General features: G+C 76.9%; 20 protein-coding genes. 11 read left to right on the forward strand and 9 right to left on the reverse strand.

Going from position 1 to position 21,093, the window contains the following annotated elements:
* Nucleotides 1–57: 57 nt before the first annotated feature.
* From BLT39_RS04110 to BLT39_RS04125, 4 genes are all read left to right on the forward strand, one after another.
* Nucleotides 58–516: a universal stress protein gene (locus BLT39_RS04110; RefSeq protein WP_091058907.1), complete on the forward strand. Its 459-nt coding sequence runs from the start codon at nt 58–60 to the stop codon at nt 514–516.
* 95 nt (nt 517–611) lie between these two features.
* Nucleotides 612–1,304 carry an HAD family hydrolase gene (locus BLT39_RS04115; protein ID WP_242658138.1) on the forward strand — a complete coding sequence of 231 codons (693 nt, stop codon included), beginning with the start codon at nt 612–614 and terminating at the stop codon, nt 1,302–1,304.
* Between the two features lie 73 nt (nt 1,305–1,377).
* Nucleotides 1,378–2,604, forward strand: coding sequence for a sensor histidine kinase (locus BLT39_RS04120; RefSeq protein ID WP_091058912.1), 1,227 nt, complete (start codon nt 1,378–1,380; stop codon nt 2,602–2,604).
* Nucleotides 2,601–3,296 (forward strand): response regulator, encoded by a 696-nt coding sequence (locus BLT39_RS04125; RefSeq protein ID WP_091058915.1) that lies wholly within the window; start codon nt 2,601–2,603, stop codon nt 3,294–3,296. Before BLT39_RS04120 ends, BLT39_RS04125 begins: the two co-directional genes overlap by 4 nt.
* 13 nt (nt 3,297–3,309) lie before the next feature.
* Here BLT39_RS04125 and BLT39_RS04130 read toward each other — a convergent pair whose 3' ends face one another.
* The 7 genes from BLT39_RS04130 to BLT39_RS04160 form a co-directional block, all read right to left on the reverse strand.
* A complete protein-coding gene (locus BLT39_RS04130) occupies nt 3,310–3,645 on the reverse strand; it encodes a hypothetical protein (RefSeq protein WP_091058918.1) in 336 nt (111 codons plus the stop codon).
* A gap of 9 nt (nt 3,646–3,654) precedes the next feature.
* On the reverse strand, nt 3,655–4,683 hold the full coding sequence (locus tag BLT39_RS04135) for a D-alanine--D-alanine ligase family protein (RefSeq protein WP_091058922.1): 1,029 nt from the start codon (nt 4,681–4,683) through the stop codon (nt 3,655–3,657).
* Nucleotides 4,683–5,954: an ATP-grasp domain-containing protein gene (locus BLT39_RS04140; protein ID WP_207507563.1), complete on the reverse strand. Its 1,272-nt coding sequence runs from the start codon at nt 5,952–5,954 to the stop codon at nt 4,683–4,685. The genes BLT39_RS04135 and BLT39_RS04140 overlap by 1 nt, the downstream gene beginning before the upstream one ends.
* A 71-nt stretch (nt 5,955–6,025) precedes the next feature.
* On the reverse strand, nt 6,026–6,814 hold the full coding sequence (locus BLT39_RS04145) for a TauD/TfdA dioxygenase family protein (protein ID WP_091058926.1): 789 nt from the start codon (nt 6,812–6,814) through the stop codon (nt 6,026–6,028).
* Between the two features lie 8 nt (nt 6,815–6,822).
* Nucleotides 6,823–7,596 (reverse strand): O-methyltransferase, encoded by a 774-nt coding sequence (locus BLT39_RS04150; protein WP_207507565.1) that lies wholly within the window; start codon nt 7,594–7,596, stop codon nt 6,823–6,825.
* Complete coding sequence (locus tag BLT39_RS04155) at nt 7,593–8,825, reverse strand: sedoheptulose 7-phosphate cyclase (protein WP_091058929.1); 1,233 nt, start codon at nt 8,823–8,825, stop codon at nt 7,593–7,595. The genes BLT39_RS04150 and BLT39_RS04155 overlap by 4 nt, the downstream gene beginning before the upstream one ends.
* A 10-nt stretch (nt 8,826–8,835) precedes the next feature.
* Nucleotides 8,836–9,483 carry an HAD family hydrolase gene (locus BLT39_RS04160; protein WP_091058933.1) on the reverse strand — a complete coding sequence of 216 codons (648 nt, stop codon included), beginning with the start codon at nt 9,481–9,483 and terminating at the stop codon, nt 8,836–8,838.
* 197 nt (nt 9,484–9,680) lie between these two features.
* Here BLT39_RS04160 and BLT39_RS04165 point away from each other — a divergent pair, with 197 nt between their 5' ends.
* The 5 genes from BLT39_RS04165 (at nt 9,681) to BLT39_RS04185 (ending at nt 16,018) form a co-directional block, all read left to right on the forward strand.
* Nucleotides 9,681–11,252 carry a hypothetical protein gene (locus BLT39_RS04165; protein ID WP_091058935.1) on the forward strand — a complete coding sequence of 524 codons (1,572 nt, stop codon included), beginning with the start codon at nt 9,681–9,683 and terminating at the stop codon, nt 11,250–11,252.
* Nucleotides 11,253–11,358: 106 nt separating this feature from the next.
* Nucleotides 11,359–11,946: a TetR/AcrR family transcriptional regulator gene (locus BLT39_RS04170; RefSeq protein ID WP_165640131.1), complete on the forward strand. Its 588-nt coding sequence runs from the start codon at nt 11,359–11,361 to the stop codon at nt 11,944–11,946.
* Nucleotides 11,943–12,650 carry a hypothetical protein gene (locus tag BLT39_RS04175; protein ID WP_091058941.1) on the forward strand — a complete coding sequence of 236 codons (708 nt, stop codon included), beginning with the start codon at nt 11,943–11,945 and terminating at the stop codon, nt 12,648–12,650. The genes BLT39_RS04170 and BLT39_RS04175 overlap by 4 nt, the downstream gene beginning before the upstream one ends.
* A 140-nt stretch (nt 12,651–12,790) precedes the next feature.
* The gene (locus BLT39_RS04180) at nt 12,791–13,558 is read left to right on the forward strand and encodes an ABC transporter ATP-binding protein (RefSeq protein ID WP_091058944.1); all 768 of its coding nucleotides are present in this window, start codon (nt 12,791–12,793) and stop codon (nt 13,556–13,558) included.
* A gap of 3 nt (nt 13,559–13,561) precedes the next feature.
* The gene (locus BLT39_RS04185) at nt 13,562–16,018 is read left to right on the forward strand and encodes an ABC transporter permease (protein WP_091058948.1); all 2,457 of its coding nucleotides are present in this window, start codon (nt 13,562–13,564) and stop codon (nt 16,016–16,018) included.
* 96 nt (nt 16,019–16,114) lie between these two features.
* On the opposite strand, the gene BLT39_RS04190 is transcribed toward BLT39_RS04185, so the two are convergent.
* On the reverse strand, nt 16,115–17,695 hold the full coding sequence (locus tag BLT39_RS04190; protein ID WP_207507567.1) for a cation:proton antiporter family protein: 1,581 nt from the start codon (nt 17,693–17,695) through the stop codon (nt 16,115–16,117).
* 233 nt (nt 17,696–17,928) lie between these two features.
* The gene (locus tag BLT39_RS22230) at nt 17,929–18,846 is read right to left on the reverse strand and encodes a hypothetical protein (protein WP_165640132.1); all 918 of its coding nucleotides are present in this window, start codon (nt 18,844–18,846) and stop codon (nt 17,929–17,931) included.
* Between BLT39_RS22230 and BLT39_RS04200 the strand changes: the two genes are divergently transcribed.
* A complete protein-coding gene (locus BLT39_RS04200) occupies nt 18,832–19,947 on the forward strand; it encodes an MBL fold metallo-hydrolase (RefSeq protein WP_207507569.1) in 1,116 nt (371 codons plus the stop codon). The genes BLT39_RS22230 and BLT39_RS04200 overlap by 15 nt on opposite strands.
* 97 nt (nt 19,948–20,044) lie before the next feature.
* Nucleotides 20,045–21,031 carry a YrzE family protein gene (locus tag BLT39_RS22885; RefSeq protein WP_242658139.1) on the forward strand — a complete coding sequence of 329 codons (987 nt, stop codon included), beginning with the start codon at nt 20,045–20,047 and terminating at the stop codon, nt 21,029–21,031.
* Nucleotides 21,032–21,093 lie beyond the last annotated feature (62 nt).

Below are 21,093 nucleotides of genomic sequence, written 5' to 3' on the forward strand. Positions count from 1 at the left end.
ACCGACCCGACCACCCCGCACGGAGGAACTGTCCTGTTCCGGTGCAGGATCGGGAGGGTGGGGTCGGCGGAGGACGTGTTCGAGCGGGGCACCGACGGCCCCCGGGTGGTGCTGGTCGGCGTCGACGGCTCCGACACCTCCCTGCGCGCGGCGGCCTACGCGGCCGGGCTGGCGCGGCGGCAGCACTCGCGGTTGGTGGTCGTGCACGTGCGGGCCGGGACCACCCCGCTGGCCGGCCTCGTGCCGGGGTCGGCCGCGGTGGCCCGCGACACCGCCGGGGAGATCGCCGACGAGGTGCAGGCCCTGGTCGTCCGCGGCGCGGCCCACATCGGCATCCCGGTGGAGTACGTGGCCGCCGACGGCGACCCGGTCACCGAGATCACCCGGGTGGCCGACGCGCTGCTGGCCGACGCGGTGGTGGTCGGGGCCTCGCAGCAGGCCGGGCACCGCTGGGTGGGGTCGATCGCCGTCCGGCTGGTGAAGGCCGGCCGGTGGCCGGTCACCGTCGTGCCGTGACCGTCCGTCGTGACGAAGCAGACGATCCTGTTCTGTGACCTGTTGGCCACCTGGTGGCCAGCGCCGCACCACCCGGCGGTGGAACCATGGATGGCGTGCAACGGACCTCCGCGCCCTCCGGCGCCTTCCTGGACCTCGACGCGCTGACCGGCCGGACCTTCGACGGCGTGCTGTTCGACATGGACGGCACCCTCATCGACTCCATGCGCGGGTCGCTGGCCGCCTGGCACGCCTGGGCCGCCGAGTTCGACGTCGACCCCGCCGACCTCGGTGCGCTGGGCGGGCTGCCCGCGCGGCGCGTCGTCGCCGAGCTGGTCGCGCAGCCCCGCCGCGCCGACGCCCTCGCCCGCATCCACGACCTCGAGGTGGCCGTCGCCGCCGAGGGCATCGAGGTGCTCCCCGGCGCCGCCGAGGCGTTCGCGGCGCTGCCGGCCAACCGGGTCGCGATCGTCACCTCCTGCACCGGCCCGCTGCTGGCCGCCCGGCTGGCCGGCTCGGGCCTGCACGCCCCGCGCGAGGTCGTCTGCGTCGACGACGTCGCCAACGGCAAGCCCTCCCCCGACCCCTTCCTGCTGGCCGCGCACCGGATCGGCGTCGACCCGCACCGCTGCCTGGTCGTCGAGGACGCCCCGGCGGGTCTGGCCGCGGGCCGGGCGGCTGGCTGCGCCACGCTGGCCGTCGGCGACACCCACCACCACAGCGAGCTGGAGGCCGACGGGTACGCCCCCGACCTCGCGCACGTGCACTTCCGCAGCGGTCCGGCGGGCATCACCCTCGAGCGCGCCTAGGCCCCCGGGAGGACGCGCAGGTCCCCCTCGGGGACGACGACAGCGCCCTCCCGGGCTGCCTAACCTGCCCGGGATGGACGAGACCCAGCCGCTGAGCCGCGCCGGCGAGGTGCTGCGCGCCCACCCCTTCGCGGTGGACGTCGGCATCGCGGTGGCGCTCGGGCTGGTCACCGTCGTCCTCGGCGGCGGCGGTGTGGGCACGGCGACCGACGTCCTGGTCTCCCTCGGCCTGCTCGTCCCGCTGGCCTGGCGGCGCACCGCGCCCGTGCCGGCGGCCGCGGTGGTCGCCGTCGTCGGGCTGGCGCAGGTGGGGCTGACCAGCTCGTTCCTCGCGGCGAACGTCGCCGTCCCGATGATGGTCTACGCGCTGGCCGCCTACGCCCCGCGCTGGGCCTCCCGGACCGGGCTGGCCCTGGGCCTGCTGGGGGCCGGGGTGGCCGCCCTGCGCTACTTCGGCGGCTACTCCTACAGCGCCGGGTCACCGGTGTTCTACGGCCGCGGGCTGCTCGACCTGGCCCTCACCGCCGGGGCGATCGGCGTGCTGGTGGTGGCCTGCTGGGCGATCGGCACGGTCAAGCGCGGGCGCATCCAGCGCGAGGCCGCGCTGGCCGAGCGCGCCCAGCTGCTGGAGCTCGAGCGCGACCAGGAGATGCGGCTGGCGGCCACCACCGAGCGGGCCCGGATCGCCCGCGAGATGCACGACGTCGTCGCGCACTCCCTGTCCGTGGTGATCGCCCAGGCCGACGGCGGCCGGTACGCCGGCCGTGCCGACCCCGAGGCCGCGGTCGGGGCGCTGGAGGAGATCGCGGCCACCGGCCGGCAGGCGCTGGCCGACATGCGGGCCCTGCTGGGCGTGCTGCGCGAGGACGGCGGCCAGGAGTTCGCGCCCCAGCCCGACGTCGCCGCCGTCCCCGCGCTGGTCGACGACGTGCGGCGCAGCGGGCTGGACATCGACCTGCTCGTGGAGGGCGAGCCGCGCGACCTGCCCACCGGCTCCCAGCTGGCCGCCTACCGGATCGTGCAGGAGTCGCTGACCAACGTGCTCAAGCACGCCGGGCCGGCCAGCCGGGCCTGGGTGCGGCTGCAGTGGCGCACCGACGCGCTGGAGCTGTCCGTGCTCGACGACGGCCGCGGCGCGGCGGCGGCGATCGTCGACCCCGAGGGCCGCGACGGCCTGGGCCAGGGGCTGACCGGGATGCGGGAGCGGGCCCAGCTGCACGGCGGCCGGCTGGAGGCCGGGCCCCGGCACGGCGGCGGGTTCGGCGTGCACGCGGTGCTGCCCTACGGTCGATCCCGATGACGATCCGGGTGGTGCTGGTCGACGACCAGCAGATGGTGCGCGCCGGGTTCCGCATGGTGATCGACTCCCAGCCCGACCTGCAGGTCGTCGGCGAGGCAGGGGACGGCGGCGCGGCCGTCGAGCTGCTCGCGCGCACCCGCGCCGACGTCGTCCTCATGGACATCCGGATGCCCGGCACCGACGGCATCGAGGCCACCCGCCAGGTCACCGCCCTGCCCGACCCGCCGCGGGTGGTCGTGCTGACCACCTTCGACCTCGACGAGTACGTCGTCGCGGCGATCGGCGCCGGCGCCAGCGGCTTCCTGCTCAAGGACGCCGCGCCCGAGGAGATGCTCGCCGCGGTGCGCACGGTGCACGCCGGCGACTCGGTGATCGCGGCCAGCTCGACCCGGCGGCTGCTGCAGCACGTGGCGCCGATGCTGCGCGGCGGCGCCGTGGCCGCCCCGGGCACCCCGGACCCGACGCTGGCCGAGCTGACCCCGCGGGAGACCGAGGTGCTCGTGCAGATGGCCTACGGCGCCTCGAACACCGAGATCGCCCGCGGCCTGTACGTCAGCGAGGCCACCGTGAAGACCCACGTCGGACGGGTGCTGGCCAAGACCGGGTCGCGCGACCGGGTGCAGGCGGTGGTGCTGGCCTACCGGTCGGGGCTGGTGCACCCGGCCGACCTGCTGCGCGACGCCGGCGGCTGAGGGCGGGGCCGGCTCAGCGGTCGGCGGCCATCCGGGCGGCCTTGCGCAGCGCGGCCAGCTCGCCGGGCTCGACGCGCAGCGCACCGGTGATGACGGCGTCGTCGACGTCGGCCCACTCGATCTCGGCCCACAGCCCGCCGCCGAGGTCGTCGACGTCGGGCTGCACGGTGAGCAACCCGGCGGCCAGCAGCGTGAACGGGCCCGGGCCCTGGTCGATGACCAGCTGCAGGGCGTTCTCCAGCTCGGCGTCGCCGTAGGCGGTGCGCACCAGCGCGACCTCGAGCTCCTCGGCCGTCCAGATCCCGAGGAGCTGCGGCCGGCCCGGCCACGGGTCCCGGGGTTCGATCACCCGGGAAGGTTACGAGGGCCGGCGGTCCCCTGCAGCGCGGGCCAGGGCGGAGGCGACCGCGGCGTCGAGCAGCTCGGGCAGCTCGATCCCCGCGGCGCGGGCCATCGTGGGCACCACGCTCTGCCGGGCGAAGGAGTTGTACAGCCCGGCCTCGAGGAACCAGGGCACCCCGTCGGGGTCGACCCGGAAGTCGAACAGCGAGTAGTCCCGGCAGCCCATGGCGGTGTGGCAGGCCAGCGCCGCCTCCTGCACCGGGCCGGTGACCGGGTCGGCGGGGTCCACGATCCAGACCGTCGGGGTGTCCTTGGCCATCAGCCCCAGGCTGCCGTCGTCGGCGCGGCGGATCTTGTCCTCGGCGGTGCGCACCGGGTGGTCGGCGCTGAGGCCGTACTCCTCCAGCGGCAGCGCCACCAGCTCGCCGTCGCGCTCCACCACGCCGCAGCGGACCTCGCGGCCGAGCGGCACGAACTCCTCGACCAGCGCGTGCGACGACTCCGCCCACGCGGCGTCCAGCGCGGCCGGCAGCTGGTCGGCGGCGGTGACCAGGCCGATGCCGGCGGAGTTGTCGGCGTCCACGGGCTTGACCACCAGGGGCGGGGCCAGCGCCGTCGTCCCACCGGGGGCGACCACCTCGCCGGCCGGCACCCGGACGCCGGCGGCGGCCACCACGGCGCGGGCGCGGGCCTTGTGCGCGCCGAGCGCCATCACGTCGGCGGTGTTGCCGACGAAGGGGATGCCCAGCACGTCCAGCAGCGCCCGGTAGGAGGTCATCCCCGGGATGCAGAACATCTGCGGCAGCGCGACGTCGGGGCGCAGCGCGACCAGCCGGGCGAGCGCGTCGCCGATCGGCAGCGGCTGCGCCGCATCCAGCTCGGCCAGCGAGGCGGGGAACCGCCAGGAGCCGTCCGGGGAGACGTGCGCGACCACGTGCTCGTGGCGGTCGCCCACGTTGGCCAGGCAGTCGGCGGCGTAGAGCCGGGACAGGTCGTCCATGAACGCGCTGGTCGGGGACCCGACCAGGTGCAGCACGCGGCTCATCAGTCCCCCGCCGGTTGCACGAGCTTGCCGATGTTGAAGTCGATCCGGCTCCACGCCCCGCGCGAGCGCAGGCTGCGCAGGAGCAGCAAGGGGATCTGCACGTGGTGCAGCACCAGGTAGGGCAGCGGGTCGGCCCGGTCGAAGACGGCGTCGGTGCCCTCCCGGACCACCCGCCACCGGGCCGGCGCCGTCCGCGGGTCGCTGAGCGCGCGCCACAGCTCGTGGTAGGTCCAGTAGGTGGGCCGGCTGCCCGGCCGCGGCTCGAGCGGGACGTCGCGTGCGTGCAGGTAGGCGTCGGCCAGGCCGGGGTGGTCGTGGAACATCGTGATCGCCGAGTGCGTGCGCGGGTTGCACTCGATGGCGAAGGGCGTGCCGTCCTCGGCCTCGATGAAGTCCAGCGACACCTGGCCGGTGCCGCCCAGCGCGGCCGCGAAGCGGGTGGCCCACTCCCGGATCCGGGGCCGGTCGACCTGGGTGTAGTTGACCTGGAAGGCCGACGACGGGCAGCAGCACCACACGGTGACCACGCCGTCCCGGACCGTGGAGTGCGTGCAGACCTCGGTGCCGGTGACGAACTCCTGCAGGATCCAGGGGTTGTCCGGGCTGATCGGCTTGCCGGCCACGAACGCCGCGGTCTCCGCGCGGGTCGGCCGGGGCAGCGGGGTGAGGTCCAGGCGGTGCACCGGGTCGTAGGCGATCGACTTGAGCACGTAGGGCCGGGTCGAGCGGGTGAAGTCGAACTCCAGCACCTGCTGCGGGTCGGTGATCCGGTGCGTGTCCGGCACCGACAGGCCCAGCGAGGCGGCCAGCGCGGTGAAGGCGTGCTTGTCGTCCAGGGTGCGCACGGTGGCGGCGTCCAGGCTCAGCACCTCGCAGTGCCCGGCCAGCACCTCGGCGGCCGCGGCGTCGAACTCCGAGGCCACGGGCGAGCAGACCGGCACGTAGAGGTCGACGCCCTCGGCCCGGACGACGTCGAGCAGCGCGGCCGCGTAGCCGGGGTCCCGGGGGTCGGGGACGACGTGGAAGGCGTGCACGGCGCGGGAGAACCGGTGCCCGGTGAACCGGTAGGCGGCCTTCTCCACCAGCACCACGCGGTGCCCGGCGGCGGCGAAGGACCGGGCCAGCTGCAGCGCCTTGGTCATCTTGCCGCCGCTGATGAGCACCGTGCGCCGGTCGGCCGCCGGCGCGGGCCGGGCCGGGCGGGTGGTCAGCAGCGCCGCCGCGGTGACCGCGAGGTCGACCGGGAGGGTCAGCGCGAGCCCGGCCAGCACCGCCAGCGAGCGGCCCGGGGTGGGCCGGACCGGCGCGTCCTCGCCCGTGCGGGGCCGGGCGGGAGCCGCGGTCAGCGGGTCGCCCCGTGGTCGCGGACCATCCCCCGGTGCATCACCCGGTCGCCCACCACCACGGAGTGGTCGCCGCGGTGCAGCACGCAGGCGTTGTCCCACATGACCACGTCGCCGGGCGCCCAGCGGTGGGCGAGGGCGTGGGCCTCGTCGGTGGAGTGCGCGTACAGCTCCCCGACCAGCTCGGCGGCCTCGTCGTCGGGCAGCCCGCTCACCGCCGCGCACCGCTTCGGGGTGGTGAGGAACAGCGCCGGCCGGCCGGTCAGCGGGTGCGGCCGCACCACCGGGTGCTCGGCCTCGGTCTCGTCGTCCGGGCCCAGCAGGCCGGGGTCGATGCCGGTCACCACGTGCCGGATGGTGCGGCCCTCGACCCGCTCCCGCAGCTGCGCCGGCAGCGTCTCCAGCGCCCGGTACTGGTCGGTGAACACCGTCTCGCCGCCCTGGGCGGGGATCTCCACCGCCCGCAGCGCGGTGTAGGCCGGCGGGGTGGACAGGTAGGAGCTGTCCACGTGGAAGGTGCTGCGCGGCGGCTCGGACCGGCCGACGTTGCTGATCACGTTGAGGTCGGGGTACCCCTCGACCGGCGTCTCGCCGGCGGTGAAGGTGAGCGGGCCGAACGCCTGCAGGAAGGCCAGGAAGGCGTCGTCGTCCACGTGCTGGCCGGGCAGCACGACGACGCCGTGCTCGGCGAGGGCGGCGCGCAGCCCGGCGACGTCCTCGGGGGTGACGGCACCGACGTCGACACCGGTGACCTGGGCGCCCAGCGGCGCCAGCGGGGTGGTCTGCACGGTTCTCCTCAGGGGGTGGTGCGGCGGACCAGGGTGATCCCGTCGCGGAGGGGCACCAGCACCTGCTCGACCCGGGGGTCGGCGGTCAGCCGGTCGTTGAACGCGGCGATCGCCGCACCGTTGGGGGTGTCCGGGCCGGCCCAGGGCTGGCCCTGCATGAGGGTGTTGTCCACCGCGACCAGCCCGCCCGGGGCGAGCAGGCCGCCGTCCAGCACGGCGTCGAGGTAGCCGGCGTACCCGGCCTTGTCGGCGTCGACGAACACGACGTCGAAGACCTGGCCCTCGGCGGACAGCTCGGCCAGCGTGTCCGCCGCCGGGCCCACCCGGACGTCGATGCGCGCCCCGACGGGGAAGCACCGCTGCGCGAACGCGGCCACCTCCGGGTCCAGCTCGCAGGCGACCACCTCGCCGCCCTCGGGCAGGACCTGCGCCATGGCCAGCGCCGAGTAGCCGGTGAACATGCCCAGCTCCAGCACCCGCCGGGCACCGGTCAGGCGCAGCAGGAACTGCAGGAACCGGCCCTCGACGTGCCCGGAGAGCATCTCGGCCTCCAGCGACCCCGACCAGGGTGCCGACCGGGTCGCCCCGGCGAGCGCGGTGAGCTCGGCCGACTCGGGGGACGTGTGCCGCTCCAGGTAGGGCTCGAAGCCCACGGCCAGGTCGCGGATGCCCTCGAGCTCGGCGCGCAGGCCCGGCTCGACGGCGTCGAGCCGGGCGCAGACGGCGTCCAGCCGCGCCGCCAGGATGCCCAGCGGCGTGACCGGACGCAGCCCCGACGTCACGGCGCCTGCACGACCGGGCTGGTGCGCGGGACCATGAACGCGTCGACGCCCTCGCCGCCGCGGGGCAGCCCGGCGACGACCTCGCGGTGCAGCTGCAGCGTCTCCACGAGCTCGTCGTCGGAGACGTCGTTCATGAACGTGCACTCCCCGATCGGCTTCGGCGCCGCGGCGCGCAGCAGCCCGTCGCGGGTCTGCAGGATCGACCGGGTGGACCCGACCAGCAGCTCCGGCGTCAGGTACGGGCTGTCCACGGTCAGGCCCAGCCGGCTGAACAGGGCCAGCACCCGGTCGCGGTCCTCGACGGAGATGTAGCCGCGGCGGGCGGCCAGGGTGGCCGAGTAGGCCATGTCGACCGAGATGGCGTGCCCGTGGAAGTAGGGCACCTCGGGCGTCAGCTCGAGCGTCGGGCTCCAGGTGTGGCCGTAGGCGATCACCCGGTCCAGGTCCAGCTCGGCGAGGTTGGGCACCTCGAGCTGCAGCATGGTCTCGATCGCCTCGTCGGTGACCTGGTCGGCGACCTTGCGGATCTCCGGGGTCCCGTCGAGGTGGCCGAAGCCGGTGCGCAGCAGCTCCTCGCCGTGCTCGTCGAGCAGGTCGAACACCGTCCGGTTGGCCACCACGGCGATCTTGATCAGCTCGGCCATGCCGTTGCGGACCTGGTCCTCGGCGAGGCTGGCCAGGAACGAGAAGTCCAGGAAGACCGTCGAGGAGGCGTGGTAGGCGCCGAGCCGGTTCTTGGCCTTGCCGTGGTTGACCGCGACCTTGATCGAGACGCTGGCGTCGATCAGCCCGATGAGGGTGGTGGGGATGCGGATGTAGGGGGTCGACCGCTTGTAGGCCGCGCAGGCGAACCCGGCGACGTCGGTGACCAGCCCGCCGCCGACCACCAGCGGGGCCTCGGTGCGCAGCAGGCCGTAGGCGCCGAAGGCGTCGACCAGCCGCTCCAGGGTGGACAGCGTCTTGTCGGTCTCGGCGATGGCCACCGGGATGACCGTGAGCTCCACGCCGGCCGCGGCGAAGTAGGCCTCCATCGCCTCGCGGTGCAGGGCGAGCACGTTCTCGTCGACGACGGCCAGGCAGCGGCCGGCCTCGCGGTAGCAGTCGGCCAGCTGCGGGTTGTGCGGGGCGAACACGCCGTCCACGGGGACCAGGCGGTACTCGGTGCGGTGCACGGCCTCGACGGCGAAGCCGCCGTCGGTGCGGGTGACGGATGAGCTGACGGTGGTCATCGGGGTCCTCTCAGGCCTGCAGCGCAGCGGGGTCGAGGGAGTCGACGACGGGGGCGTCCCCGAAGTCGTGGCCGGCGGTGTTGGTGTTGGGGAAGGCCAGGACGCGGACGCCGGCGGCGGTCGCCGAGGCCACCCCGCCGACGTTGTCCTCCACCGCGACGGCATCCGCGGCGTCGACGCCGAGGGTGCGCAGCGCGTGCTGGTAGGGCGCCGGGTCGGGCTTGGAGGTCTCCACCACCGAGCTGTCCACGACCAGGTCGAAGTCGGCGAGCTCGAGGCCGTCGACCCCGGCGACCAGCGCGACGACGTTCTCCGGCGAGGTGGTGGTCACCAGCGCGACCGGGTCGCCGGCCTCCTTGGTGGCCCGGACGGCGTCGAGCACCCCGGGCCGGGCGGTCAGGCCGCCGCGGCCCAGCGCCTGCTGGAACAGCTCGGACTTGGTGGCGTGCACGGCGGAGGCGTCGACGGTCTCGCCGCGCTCGCGGGCGTAGGAGGCGACGCGGTCGGCGCCGCCGTTGCTCTCCAGCAGGGCGCGGTACTCGTCCTGCTCCCACCGCCAGTCCAGGCCGTGGGCGGCGAAGGCGTCGTTGAACGCGGCGCGCTGGAGCTCGGAGGTGTCGGCGATGGTGCTGATGGACCCGAGGAGCAGGGCAGGCACGGGGGACCTCGTTCCGCTGGGGCCGGGCGCCAGGTCGCGGCCGCGGCAGTGCGCGAACCGTACTCCCCGTAAACAACATTTGCGCTGGCAGGGATCCGAGCCTCGGGAGTCCTTCACCGGGCGTCCGTCTGCCGGTGTCCATCCCACCACCGCGGGCCCCCGGGCGCACGGCGAGCGCGGGGGTCACCATCGCGGTCGTGGACGTCGCCGGTGCCGTGCGGGTGCACCGCGGGGCGCTGCTCGGGCCGGCCTTCCTGCTGACCGGGGACGAGCGGCTGGCCGAGGACCGGGTGGACCGCGCACTGGCCCGCCTGGGCCCGGCCGACGACCACGCGGCGGCGGTCGCCGCGCTCGTGCGCACCCGCGGCCCCCGGGGCGCGGTGGTGGCCTCCGGCCCGGACCCCTGGTGGGTCGCCCCCGCCGACCTGGCGGCCGCCCGGGCCACCGCCGCCGTCCTCGCCGGCCTGGACGACGCCGCCCGGGCCGCGCTGGTCCTCGACCACGAGGGCCTGCCGGCCGACCCCGCGGCGCTGGCCCGGGGACGGGCCGCCCTGCCCGACGCCACCGCCGCGCTGGACGCGCTGCTCGCCGTCCGGCGCCCCCCGGTGCGGGACGACGCCGCCGCCGTGCCGCGGGTCCGGGCGCACCAGCGGGCCCGCCGCACCCGGCCGCTGCTGCTCGTCGCCGGGCTCGTGGTGGTGGCGCTGCTCGCCGTCCTCGTCCCGACCCCGGGCCCCGCCCCGCAGGCGGGGGGACGCTTCGACGGCCCGACCCGCGGCTCGCTCGCCGGGGACGAGGCCGTGCGGTACGCCCTGCTCGCCGCACCCGCCGAGGGCCCGGCGACCGGACGCCGCGAGCTGGTCTTCGCCGGGGACCTGCTGGGCGGCCGCTGGGCCCTGGTCGCCGGCCGCACCGAGCGCGGCTGGACCGGCTGGTGGTCCGCGGGCCCGGCGGACGGCCCCCTCACCCCGGTCGCCGGTCCGGTGGCGCTGCAGCCCGACCGGCCGGCGGCGCTGCAGCTGGACGACGCCCTCGTGGTCGTCGCCGAGCCCGGCGAACCGGTGCAGGTCTCCACCGGTCTCGTGGTCCGCGCCGACGGCACCGCCGGCCGCGACCCCGTCGCCCTCCCGCTCGTCGACGGCGTCGGCGCGCTGCGGCTGGCCGCGCCGGACCCCGGCGGGGTGGCCGTGCAGGTCCGGGCCGGGGTCTCCGCGCTGCCGGTGCCGGTGACCCGGGCCGGGGACGCCGACGCGCGCCCCGCCGTCCCCGCGCTGGCCGCCCTCCGGGACGGCGACGCCGACCTCGGCGCCCGCGCGGCCGCGGTGGACGCCGCCCTCGGCGCGGTCGCCGCCCCGACCGGCCAGGACCCGGCCACCCTGTCCCCGCAGCTGCTGTGGGCCGGCACCCTGCCCGGCCCGCGCGGCGGCGGGGTGGACGCCGCGGTGCTGGTGGTGCCCCAGCCCAGCGGCGCCCTGGTGGTGAGCACGGCGTGGGCCGCCCGGCTGGCGGACGGCAGCCTGCAGACCATCGGCTGCGGGACCCAGGGGTTCAAGGCCGGCACCGACCCGGCCGGGCTCGTCGTGGCCGTGCGCTGCGTGGTCGCCGAGCGCGGCACCGGGGCCGCCCGGGCGACGGTGCTGCTGACCGGTCCGGCCAGCACGGACCGGCTCCCCGACGAGCGCCGGGACACCGACGTGGTGGTCGACGCCGGCGACGGCTCCACGGTCCCGGTGGGGGCCGCGGGCACGGGCGACCTGCTGGCGGGCTGAGGGCGCGGTAACGTCCTCCCACCGGCCAGTGCCGGGCGTCCAGCTGCGGCGTGCTCGAGGGCGGAGCCCTCCGGCCAGGGCACCGGTGTGCCCGGGATCGAGCACCGTGCCGCCTCCCCCGCGCGTCCGCACCGGACGCCCCCGCGACGCCGACCTCACCCGTCGGCTGCTCGACGGCGCCGTCGCCCTGGTGGCCGAGCGCGGGTACGGCAAGCTCAACGCCGAGGCGCTGGCCGCCCGCACCGGTGCCGGCAAGGCGGCCATCTACCGCCGCTGGCCGACGATGTCGGCGCTGCTCGCCGACGCCCTGGACGGCGTGCGGCTGGTCCCCCTGCCCCCCGCCACCGGGTCCCTGCGCGGCGACCTGGTCGCCCTGCTGCACCCCTTCACCCGCCCACCCGGCACGGAGGAGCGGGCCGTAGCCGCCGCCCTGGGGCTGGTCCACCACGACCCGCGCCTGCGGGAGGCCCTCGACGGGGCACTGGTCGCCCCGCTCGGCGACGCCGTGGCCGAGGTCTGCGACCGGGAGGTCCGGCGCGGCCGGCCCGTGACCACGCTGCAGCGCCGCCTGCTGCTGCGGGTGCTGCAGGCGCTGTGGTGGGAGCGGTGCAGCACCCCGGTGCCGGCGATGGCCCTGCCGGAGGTGACGGCGCTGGTCGACCGCGTGCTGCTGCCCGCGGTGCAGGCACCGTGAGCGCCCCCGGCGAGGCGTTCCGGGTCGCGCTGGACAGGTCCGCGGACGACGACGGCGCGCTGCTGCTCCCGGGCCGGCTGGCGCAGGCCGCCGTGGAGGTGCTGCCGGTCGACGGCGCCGGGCTCAGCCTCGTGCTGCTGGCCGGCCGCCGGGTCCCGCTGGGCGCCAGCGACCCGCTGGCCGGCGCGGCCGAGCGGCTGCAGTTCGCCCTGGGCGACGGCCCCTGCACCGCGGCGCACCGGGACGGCGGCCCGGTCCTGGCACCGGCCGACCAGCTCGTGGTGCGCTGGCCGGTGTTCGCCGTCCAGCTGGCCGCGCAGACCCCCTTCCGCAGCGTGCTGGCCCTGCCGGTCGGCGGCCCGCTGGCCGGGTCGGTGGTGCTCGACCTCTACGCCCACGACCCCGGCGCCCCGGGCCCGGACCTGGTGGCCGCCGCCGGGGCGGTCGCCGACGTCGCCGGCGCGGAGCTCGCGGCCGGGCTCGCGGCGGGCTCGGACGCCGTGCTCGGCGTGCCCGCGGCGCTGCGCACCGACGCGGTGCAGGCCCGCCAGCGGGTGTGGGTGGCGGTCGGCCGGCTGGCCACCGAGCAGGGCACCACCAGCGGGACGGCGCTGGCCACCCTCCGCGCGCTCGCCTTCGCCCGCGACCTGGACCTGGAGACCGCCGCGGAGCAGCTGCTGGCCGGGGAGCTGCCGGCCGGCTGAGGTCCCCCCGCGGGATGACCCGGGTCCGCCCCGGGGCGCAGCGCGGGCGCACCGCGGTCGGGACCCAGCTCCGACGCGGGAGGACGCCCCCCGTCGCGAGGCTGGCTGCGACCCCACCGCCCGTGCTCGAGGAGCCCCGCATGACCGTGCCCGTGATGACCGTCCCCGGCGAGGCACCGCCGACCACCGCCGCCGTCCGCGCCGCCGGCCTGCGCAAGACCTACGGCCGCGGCGAGACCGCCGTCTCCGCGCTCGCCGGGGTCGACGTCGCCTTCGAGCGCGGCCGGTTCACCGCGATCATGGGCCCGTCGGGCTCCGGCAAGTCCACCCTCATGCACTGCCTCGCCGGGCTGGACACCGCCACCGCCGGGCAGGTGTGGCTCGGCGACACCGAGCTGACCCGGCTGCGCGACGAGCAGCTGACCACGCTGCGCCGCGAGCGCATCGGCTTCGTCTTCCAGGCGTTCAACCTGCTGCCGGTGCTCACCGCGGCGGAGAACATGGTGCTGCCCATGCAGCTGGCCGGCCACCGGCCCGACCAGGCCTGGATGGACGACGTCGTGGCCCGCCTGGGCCTGCGCGACCGGCTCGGCCACCGGCCCCACGAGCTCTCCGGGGGCCAGCAGCAGCGCGTCGCCGTCGCCCGTGCCCTGCTGCCCCGCCCGGACGTCGTGTTCGCCGACGAGCCGACCGGCAACCTGGACTCCCGCACCGGCGCCGAGGTGCTCGGCCTGCTGCGCTCCAGCGTCCGGGAGACCGGCCAGACCGTCGTCATGGTCACCCACGACCCGGTGGCCGCCGGCTACGCCGACCGCGTGGTGCTGCTCGCCGACGGGCACCTGGCCGGCGAGGTGCACCAGCCCACCGCCGACGCCGTCATCGACGCCCTGCGCGGACTGGGCGGCTGAGCCGTGCGCCGCGTCCTCCTCGCCCAGGTCCGCGCCCACGCCGGCCGGCTGGTCGCCTCCACGACGGCGGTGGTCATCGCCGTCGCCTTCGTCGTGGCCACCCTGGTGCTGAACCAGACCGCCAGGACCACCGTGCTCGACGCCGTCGGCGCGCAGTACACCGGCGCCGACCTGGTGGTGTCCTCCACCGAGGGCGACACCCTCGCCGACCAGGTCCCGGCCGTGGCCGCCGTCCCCGGGGTCACCGCGGTCGCCCCGCAGTGGGACACCTCCCTGCAGGCCGTGCTGCCGGGCACCACCGGCGCCCGCTACGTCTCGATCGGGGCCGTCGCCGACGCCCCCGCCCTGCGCTGGCAGCAGCTGGCCGCCGGCAGCCTGCCCACGCAGCCCGGCCAGATCGCGCTGTCGGCCGGCTCCGACGTCGCCGTCGGTGACGTCGTGCCCTTCACCACCTACGACGCCGACGGCACCGAGCTGACCGGCGACCTGACCGTCACCGGGCTGGTCGACACCTCCGGGTCGGTCACCGGCGGCCTGTTCACCCAGGGGTTCGTCACCCCCGAGCAGGCCCGGCAGTGGGGCGCCTGGGCCAGCGAGCTGCTCGTCGCCGGCGACCCCGACCCGGCGGCGCTGCAGGCGGCGCTGACCACCACCGGCGAGGTCACCGTGCGGACCGGCACCGAGGCGGCCGAGGCCGCCGCCGCGGCGATGACCGGTGACTCCGACGCGCTGGCCGTGGTGCTGCTGGTCTTCGCCACCGTCGCCGTCCTGGTCGCCGGGCTGGTCATCGCCAACACCTTCGCCGTGCTGCTGGCCCAGCGGACCCGGGAGCTGGCGCTGCTGCGCTGCGTCGGTGCGACGTCCGGGCAGATCCGCCGCAGCGTGCTGGGCGAGGCCCTGGTCACCGGCCTGGCCGCCTCGGTGCTGGGCGTGCTGGCCGGCACCGGCCTCGCGGCCGCGGTCTCCGCGCTGGCCGGGGCGCTGGACTCCCCCATCCCGCTCGCCGGCGTCTCCGTGCCGTGGGTCGCCGTCGTCGCCGGGCTGGTGGTCGGCACCGTGACCACCGTGGTCGCCGCGCTCGCCCCGGCCCGGGCCGCCACCCGGGTGGCGCCGCTGGCCGCGCTGCGCCCGGTCGACGCCGCCCCGCTGCGCTCGCGGCCCGGCGTGCTGCGGCTGGTGCTCGGCCTGCTGCTGCTCGTCCCCGGTACCGCGCTGCTGCTCGTCGGCGCGGTCGCCGGCGAGGTGCTGGTGGCGCTGCCCGGGGGCGTGCTCAGCTTCCTCGGCGCGCTGCTGCTGGCCCAGCGGGCCGTCCCGCCGGTGGTCGCCGCGGCGGGCCGGCTGCTCGGCCGCGCCGGTGGCGTCCCCGGCCGGCTGGCGGCGGGCAACGCCACCCGCAACCCCCGCCGGACGGCGGCCACCGCCACCGCGCTCGTCATCGGCGTCACGCTCACCACCGCGATGGTCGTCGGCGCCGCGTCGGCCCGGGCCACCGCCTCGGCCGGGCTGGACGCCGCCTACCCCACCGACGTGGTGGTCGCCGGCTTCGGCGCGGACATGCCGAAGTCACTGGTCGGTCAGCTGACCGGGGTGGACGGGGTCGCCGCGGGCGTCGGGATCACCACGGGCGAGGTCACCGGGCCCGACGGTGAGGTGTGGTCCGCCGACGGCTTCGACGTCCCCGCCACGCTGCCGGTGCTGCGCTCGGCCGTCGACGAGCCGCTCCCCGAGCTCGGCCAGGTCGTCCTGCCCGGCTACCTCGCCGACCAGTGGGGCGTGCGCGACGGCGACCCCGTCGCGCTGTCCGCCGGCGACCGGTCGCTGACCCTGACCACCGTGGTCGGCAGCGACGACCTGGCCGCGCCGCGGCTGACCGGCACGGAGCTGTCCGCGCTGGTGCCCGACGCCGGGCTGGGCACCGTCTGGCTGCGGCTGGCCGACGCCGCCGACACCGCGACCGCGGTCGAGGCCGTCACCGACCTGGCCGGCACCGCCGTGCCCACCGCGTTCGTCACCGGCATCGCCAGCGAGCGCGCCGCCCTGGACGACGTGCTGGACACCCTGCTGCTGGTGGTGACCGGCCTGCTCGGGGTGGCCGTGCTCATCGCGCTGATCGGGGTGGGCAACACCCTGGCCCTGTCGGTGGTCGAGCGCCGCCAGGAGAGCGGTCTGCTGCGGGCGCTGGGGCTGACCCGCCGCCAGCTGCGCGGCCTGCTGGCGTGGGAGGCGGTGCTGGTCGCCGGGGTGGCCGCCGTCCTCGGCGTGCTGCTGGGCGGGGGCTACGGCGTGGTCGGCGCTGCCTCGGTGCTGGGGTCGCTGTCGGCGAACGGCACGGTCATCTCGGTCCCGTGGCTGCAGGTGGGCGCGATCGTCGTGGTCGCCACCGCCGCGGGGCTGCTGGCCAGCGTGCTGCCCTCGCGCCGGGCCGCCCGCACGCCCCCGGTGGCCGCCATCGCCGCCTGACCCACCCGGCTACCCCGCCCGCCCCGCCCGGGTATCGGAAGCTCTACCCCCTCCCCGGGACCGGATGGCGGGGGTGGAGCTTCCGATACCGACCTCTCAGGGGGCGGCGTCGGTGCGGCGGGCGACGGCGCGGTCGGCCAGCTCGGCGCCCGCGCCCTCGTACAGCTGCAGGCCGATGTCGGCCCCGCCGGCCAGGATCTCCTCGAGGTCGTCGTCGAACTGGGTCACCGCGGCGACCGCGCCGGTGAACCCGTGCGCGCGCAGCCGGGTCAGCGCGGCGAGGTTGTTGTCGTGGGCGGGCATGGCCAGCAGCACCAGCTCCACGTGGTGCAGCTCCAGCTCCTCCCACAGTCGCGGGTCGGTGGCGTCGCCCTCGATCAGGTGCACGCCCTCGGCCTGCAGCTGGGCCACCCGGCCGGGGTCGGCCTCGATCCCGATGACCCGCAGCCCGTACTCCCCGGCCAGCCGCCGGTGCGCCGCCGAGCCCACCCGGCCCATGCCGAGGACGACGGCCTGCGCGTCGCCCAGGTCCAGCGGCCGGTCGTCGGGGTGCAGCCGGTGGTCGGGGCGGTCGGGCAGCCAGCGGCGCAGCGCGACCACCAGCCGGTCGGGCCGGTCACCGACCAGGGAGGGCAGCACGAAGGACGCCGCGACCGCCGCCGCCAGCGGGGTGGCCCAGCCCGGGTCCAGCAGGTCGTCGGGCAGCGCCACGACCACGATCAGCCCGAACTCCGAGAAGTTGGTCAGCGCGGTGGCGGTGAACACCGCGGTGCGCCGGCGCAGCCGGGCCAGGTAGAAGAGCACGACGAAGGCCAGGCCCTGCACCGGCAGCGCCAGCAGCAGCACCCCGGCGACCAGCAGCTCGGCGCCGGTGGGCAGCCCCGCGAGGCCGATCGAGACGAAGAACCCGACCAGCAGCAGGTCCTTGATGCTGAACAGGGAGCGGGCCAGCTCCGCCGAGCGCGGCTGGCCGGCCAGCAGCACGCCCAGCAGCAGCGCACCGAGGTCACCCTTGACCCCGAGCGCCGAGAACAGCGCGTACCCGGGCACCAGCGCCAGCACGATCCCGTAGAGCGGCAGCAGCTCGTCGTGGCCCAGCCGGGCGAGCACCCCGCGCAGCAGCGGCGCGGCGGGGACGAGCAGCACGAGCAGCAGCGCCCAGGGGCTGGGCGCGGTGCCCTCGGCCACCGCGAGGAACACCACCGCGAGCAGGTCCTGCACCACGAGCACGCCGATGGCCAACCGCCCGGTGAGCGTCTGGGTGGCCCCGCGCTCCTCGAGCACCTTGACCACGAACACCGTGCTGGAGAACGACAGCGCGAACCCGATGAGCAGCCACGCCCGCGGGCCGCCGTCGGCCGCCAGGCCCACGCCGAGGACGGCGAGCAGCCCCAGCAGGCCCGCGGTCACCCCGGTGGACACCAGGGCGTGCACCGAGGAGGTCAGCCACACCTCCCGCCGCACCAGCGAGCGCAGGTCGACCTTGAGCCCGACCCCGAACAGCAGCACGGTGACGCCCAGGTCGGCCACCGTGGACAGCTCGGGCGGGGCCTGCACCCCCAGCGGGGCGAGCACGAAGCCGGCGGCCAGGAAACCCAGCAGCGGGGGCAGCCGCAGCAGCCCGGCGAGCACGCCGCCGACCAGGACGGCCAGCAGGATGGCCGAGACGTCGTCCACGGGCGACCCCTTCCCTCGGTGGTCCCGGCATCCTCGCGCACCGGTGCGCCCACCCCCGGCTCCGACGCCGTTCCGTGAGCAGCCGAGGACGTTGCGCCACATACGCGCAGGTCAGCGTGCAGGTGCACCGTCCCCGTGGTGCCATGGGTGGCCACCCAGGACGGAGGACCGCAGCCCATGACGGACGCCGAGGACACCCCGCGCCAGCCCTGGCTGGACCCCGATGCGGACAACTACGGACGGCACGCCGACACCGGCGACGTGCCCGTCGTGGTGCCCGCCGAGGTCGTCCCCCCGGCACCCCCGGTCCGCGTGGTCCCCCGTCGTCCCCGCGCCCGGCGGATGCGCCGACGCGCCCTGCCCGTCGCCGCGCTGGGCCTGGGTGCCGCCGCCGCCGGTGGCCTGACCCTGCTCGCCGCCGCCGCGCCCGAGGGCGGCACCCCCACCGAGGTCCCCCCGGTCGCCGCACCCAGCTGGACCGGCTCCCCCGCCGGCAGCACCACGACCGCCACCGAGGGGTCGGCCACCACCCCGGCGCCGTCGTCGGCCACGTCGCTGCCGCCGGCCCCGCTCACCACCCCGCCGCCGGGCACCCCGCCGGCCGCCGCGCCCGCGTCCACGGCGCGCACTACGCTGCCGCCGGCGCTCACCGCGGTCGTGACGACCACCCTGGTGCCCGCCACGCCCGGCTCGCTGCCGCCCACCACCGCGGTGCCCTCCTCGGTACCCCCGACCACGGCGGCCTCGTCGGTGCCCACCGACGCCGGGACGACGGCCCCGCCGGTCCCCACCACCACGGCTCCCCCGACCACCACCACGACGGCGCCGACCACCACGACGCCGACCACCACGACGCCGGGCAGCACGACGCCCACCACCACGTCGCCGCCCACCACGACGGCACCCGCCACCACGACGCCGACCACCACGACGCCGGGCAGCACGTCGCCCACCACCACGTCGCCGCCCACCAGCACCTCGCCCACCACGACGACACCCGGCACGACGACACCGACCAGCACGTCGTCCAGTTCGTCGTCCAGCACGTCGTCCACCACGACGTCCACCACCCCCACCGGCTGACGGCGGCGTCCCCGGTCGCGGCGGGCCGACGCCGGGCCGGGGATGCTGGGGGCGTGCCGACCCGCCACCGCCCCCCGCTCACCGCCGCGCTCACCGCCGCCCTCGCCGTCCCCGCGGCCCTGGTCACCCGCGCCGCCTGGGGCGTGCCGCGCGCACTGGGCGCCGGCCGCCGCGCCCTGCGCCCGACGGTCGCCGGGTCGCCGAACTTCTCCGACGGCAAGTTCCGCAACACGCTGCCCACCCCGACGGCCGTCGACGGCGACCGGGCCGAGCTGGTCCGCGAGCTGCGCCGCAGCCGCCGCCGCGGCGCGCCGGCCCGGCCGGTCCCCCTCGTCACCCCGCAGCTGCCCGCGAAGGCCGCCGACCTCGCAGTCACCTGGTTCGGGCACGCCAGCGCCCTGCTCGAGGTCGACGGCGCGCGCGTGCTCGTCGACCCGGTCTGGGGCGAGCGGGTGTCGCCGTCGGCCGTGGTCGGGCCCAAGCGGCTGCACCCGGTGCCCGGCCCGCTGGAGGAGCTGCCCCGGGTGGACGCCGTCCTGATCAGCCACGACCACTACGACCACCTCGACCTGCCCACGGTCGAGCGGCTGGTCCGCGAGCAGGACGCCCCCTTCGTCGTGCCGCTGGGCATCGGGGAGCACCTGCGCCGCTGGGGCGTGCCCGCCGACCGGGTCGTCGAGCTGGACTGGGACGGCGAGCACCGCGTCGGCGAGCTGACCCTGGTGTGCGCCGAGGCCCGGCACTTCTCCGGCCGCGGCCTCACCCGCGACGACACGCTGTGGTCCTCCTGGGTGGTCCGCGGGCCGCGGCACCGCGTCTTCTTCGGCGGGGACACCGGCTACCACCCCGCCTTCGCCGCCATCGGCGCCCAGCACGGCCCCTTCGACCTGACCCTGCTGCCGGTCGGCGCCTACGCCCCGCAGTGGCCGGCGATCCACATGGACCCCGAGGAGGCCGTCCGCGCGCACGGCGACCTGGGCGGCCGCGTGCTGCTGCCCATCCACTGGGCCACCTTCAACCTGGCCTTCCACGCGTGGGCCGAGCCCGTCGACCGGCTGCTGGCCGCGGCCGGCGACGTCCCGGTCGTCGTCCCCCGGCCGGGCGAGCGGCTGGACCTCACCGGCGACGTCCCGCAGACGCCCGACTGGTGGACCGCCGTCGCCGAGTGAGCCCGGCGGGGGTTCGCCACCGGGCGTCGTGGGCACACAGCGTCGACGACCGGGGCCGACCAGGCCCCGGTGCCGACCTCCCAGGAGGGGACGCACCATGGCCGACGACACCCGGGGCACGACCCCCGACCCGAACGCGCGGTACGGGGCACAGCCCGGAACCGGCAGCACCGCGGGCCAGCAGGGCTTCGCCGACCCCACCGCCGACCGGACCTACGCGGCACCGGGCACCAGCCCGGCCAACGACGCGGCACCGGGCGCCGGCGCCTCCACGCCGGCGCACGCCGCCGACCCGTTCGCGGACCGCACCGCCACCGACACCGCGGCCCGGCACGGCGACCGCCACCACGGCGACCACGCCGACCTGCGCCACGACGACCACGCCGACCTGCGTCACGACGAGGTCCGGCACGACGACCACCGGCACGACACCGTCGCGGCGGGCACCCCGGTGGCGGCGGCCCCGGTCGACCGCGACGGCGACGGCCGCGACGACCGGACCGGCGCCGTCATCCCGACCTCGGCCAAGGAGATGGCGGCCGTCCAGCGCGCCCGCTACGGCGGCCTGCACATGGGCTCGGCGTTCTTCGGCTGGATGAGCGCGGTGGGCATCGCGGTGATCCTGCTGGCGATCCTCTCCGCCGCGGGCCTGGCCTTCGGTCTCTACTCCACGCTCGGCACCCCGCAGCAGGCCGCCGACCAGGCGGACACCGGCATCGGCCTGGGCGCGGCGATCGCGCTGCTCGTCGTGCTGTTCATCGCCTACCTGGCCGGTGGCTACGTGGCCGGCCGGATGGCCCGGTTCAACGGCACCAAGCAGGGCCTCGGCGTCTGGCTGTGGGGGATCATCGTCCTCGTGCTGGCCGCGCTCGCCGGGCTGGTGCTGGGCACGCAGTACAACTTCTTCGACCAGCTCAACCTGCCGTCGCTGCCGGTCGACTCCGGCACCGCCACCACGGGCGGTCTGATCGCCCTGGGCGCGGTCCTGCTGGTGACGCTGCTCGGCGCGATGCTCGGCGGCAAGCTCGGCTCGCGGTACCACCGCAAGGTCGACCGCGCCGCGTTCGAGCCCGCCGACGCCTGACCCGCCAGGCAGGGGAAGCCCTGCACCCACCTCCGGGCCCCGGGGGCGGGTGCAGGGCTTCC

The organism is Klenkia brasiliensis, from assembly GCF_900100695.1.
In the GTDB taxonomy this organism is placed as follows: Bacteria; Actinomycetota; Actinomycetes; order Mycobacteriales; family Geodermatophilaceae; genus Klenkia; species Klenkia brasiliensis.

Excerpts from the sequence above, each read along its gene's own strand:
- BLT39_RS04120 (WP_091058912.1), top strand. The coding sequence starts at position 1,378 with ATGGACGAGACCCAGCCGCTGAGCCGCGCCGGCGAGGTGCTGCGCGCC.
- BLT39_RS04125 (WP_091058915.1), top strand. The coding sequence starts at position 2,601 with ATGACGATCCGGGTGGTGCTGGTCGACGACCAGCAGATGGTGCGCGCC.
- BLT39_RS04135 (WP_091058922.1), bottom strand. The coding sequence starts at position 4,683 with ATGAGCCGCGTGCTGCACCTGGTCGGGTCCCCGACCAGCGCGTTCATG.
- BLT39_RS04155 (WP_091058929.1), bottom strand. The coding sequence starts at position 8,825 with ATGACCACCGTCAGCTCATCCGTCACCCGCACCGACGGCGGCTTCGCC.
- BLT39_RS04180 (WP_091058944.1), top strand. The coding sequence starts at position 12,791 with ATGACCGTGCCCGTGATGACCGTCCCCGGCGAGGCACCGCCGACCACC.
- BLT39_RS22885 (WP_242658139.1), top strand. The coding sequence starts at position 20,045 with ATGGCCGACGACACCCGGGGCACGACCCCCGACCCGAACGCGCGGTAC.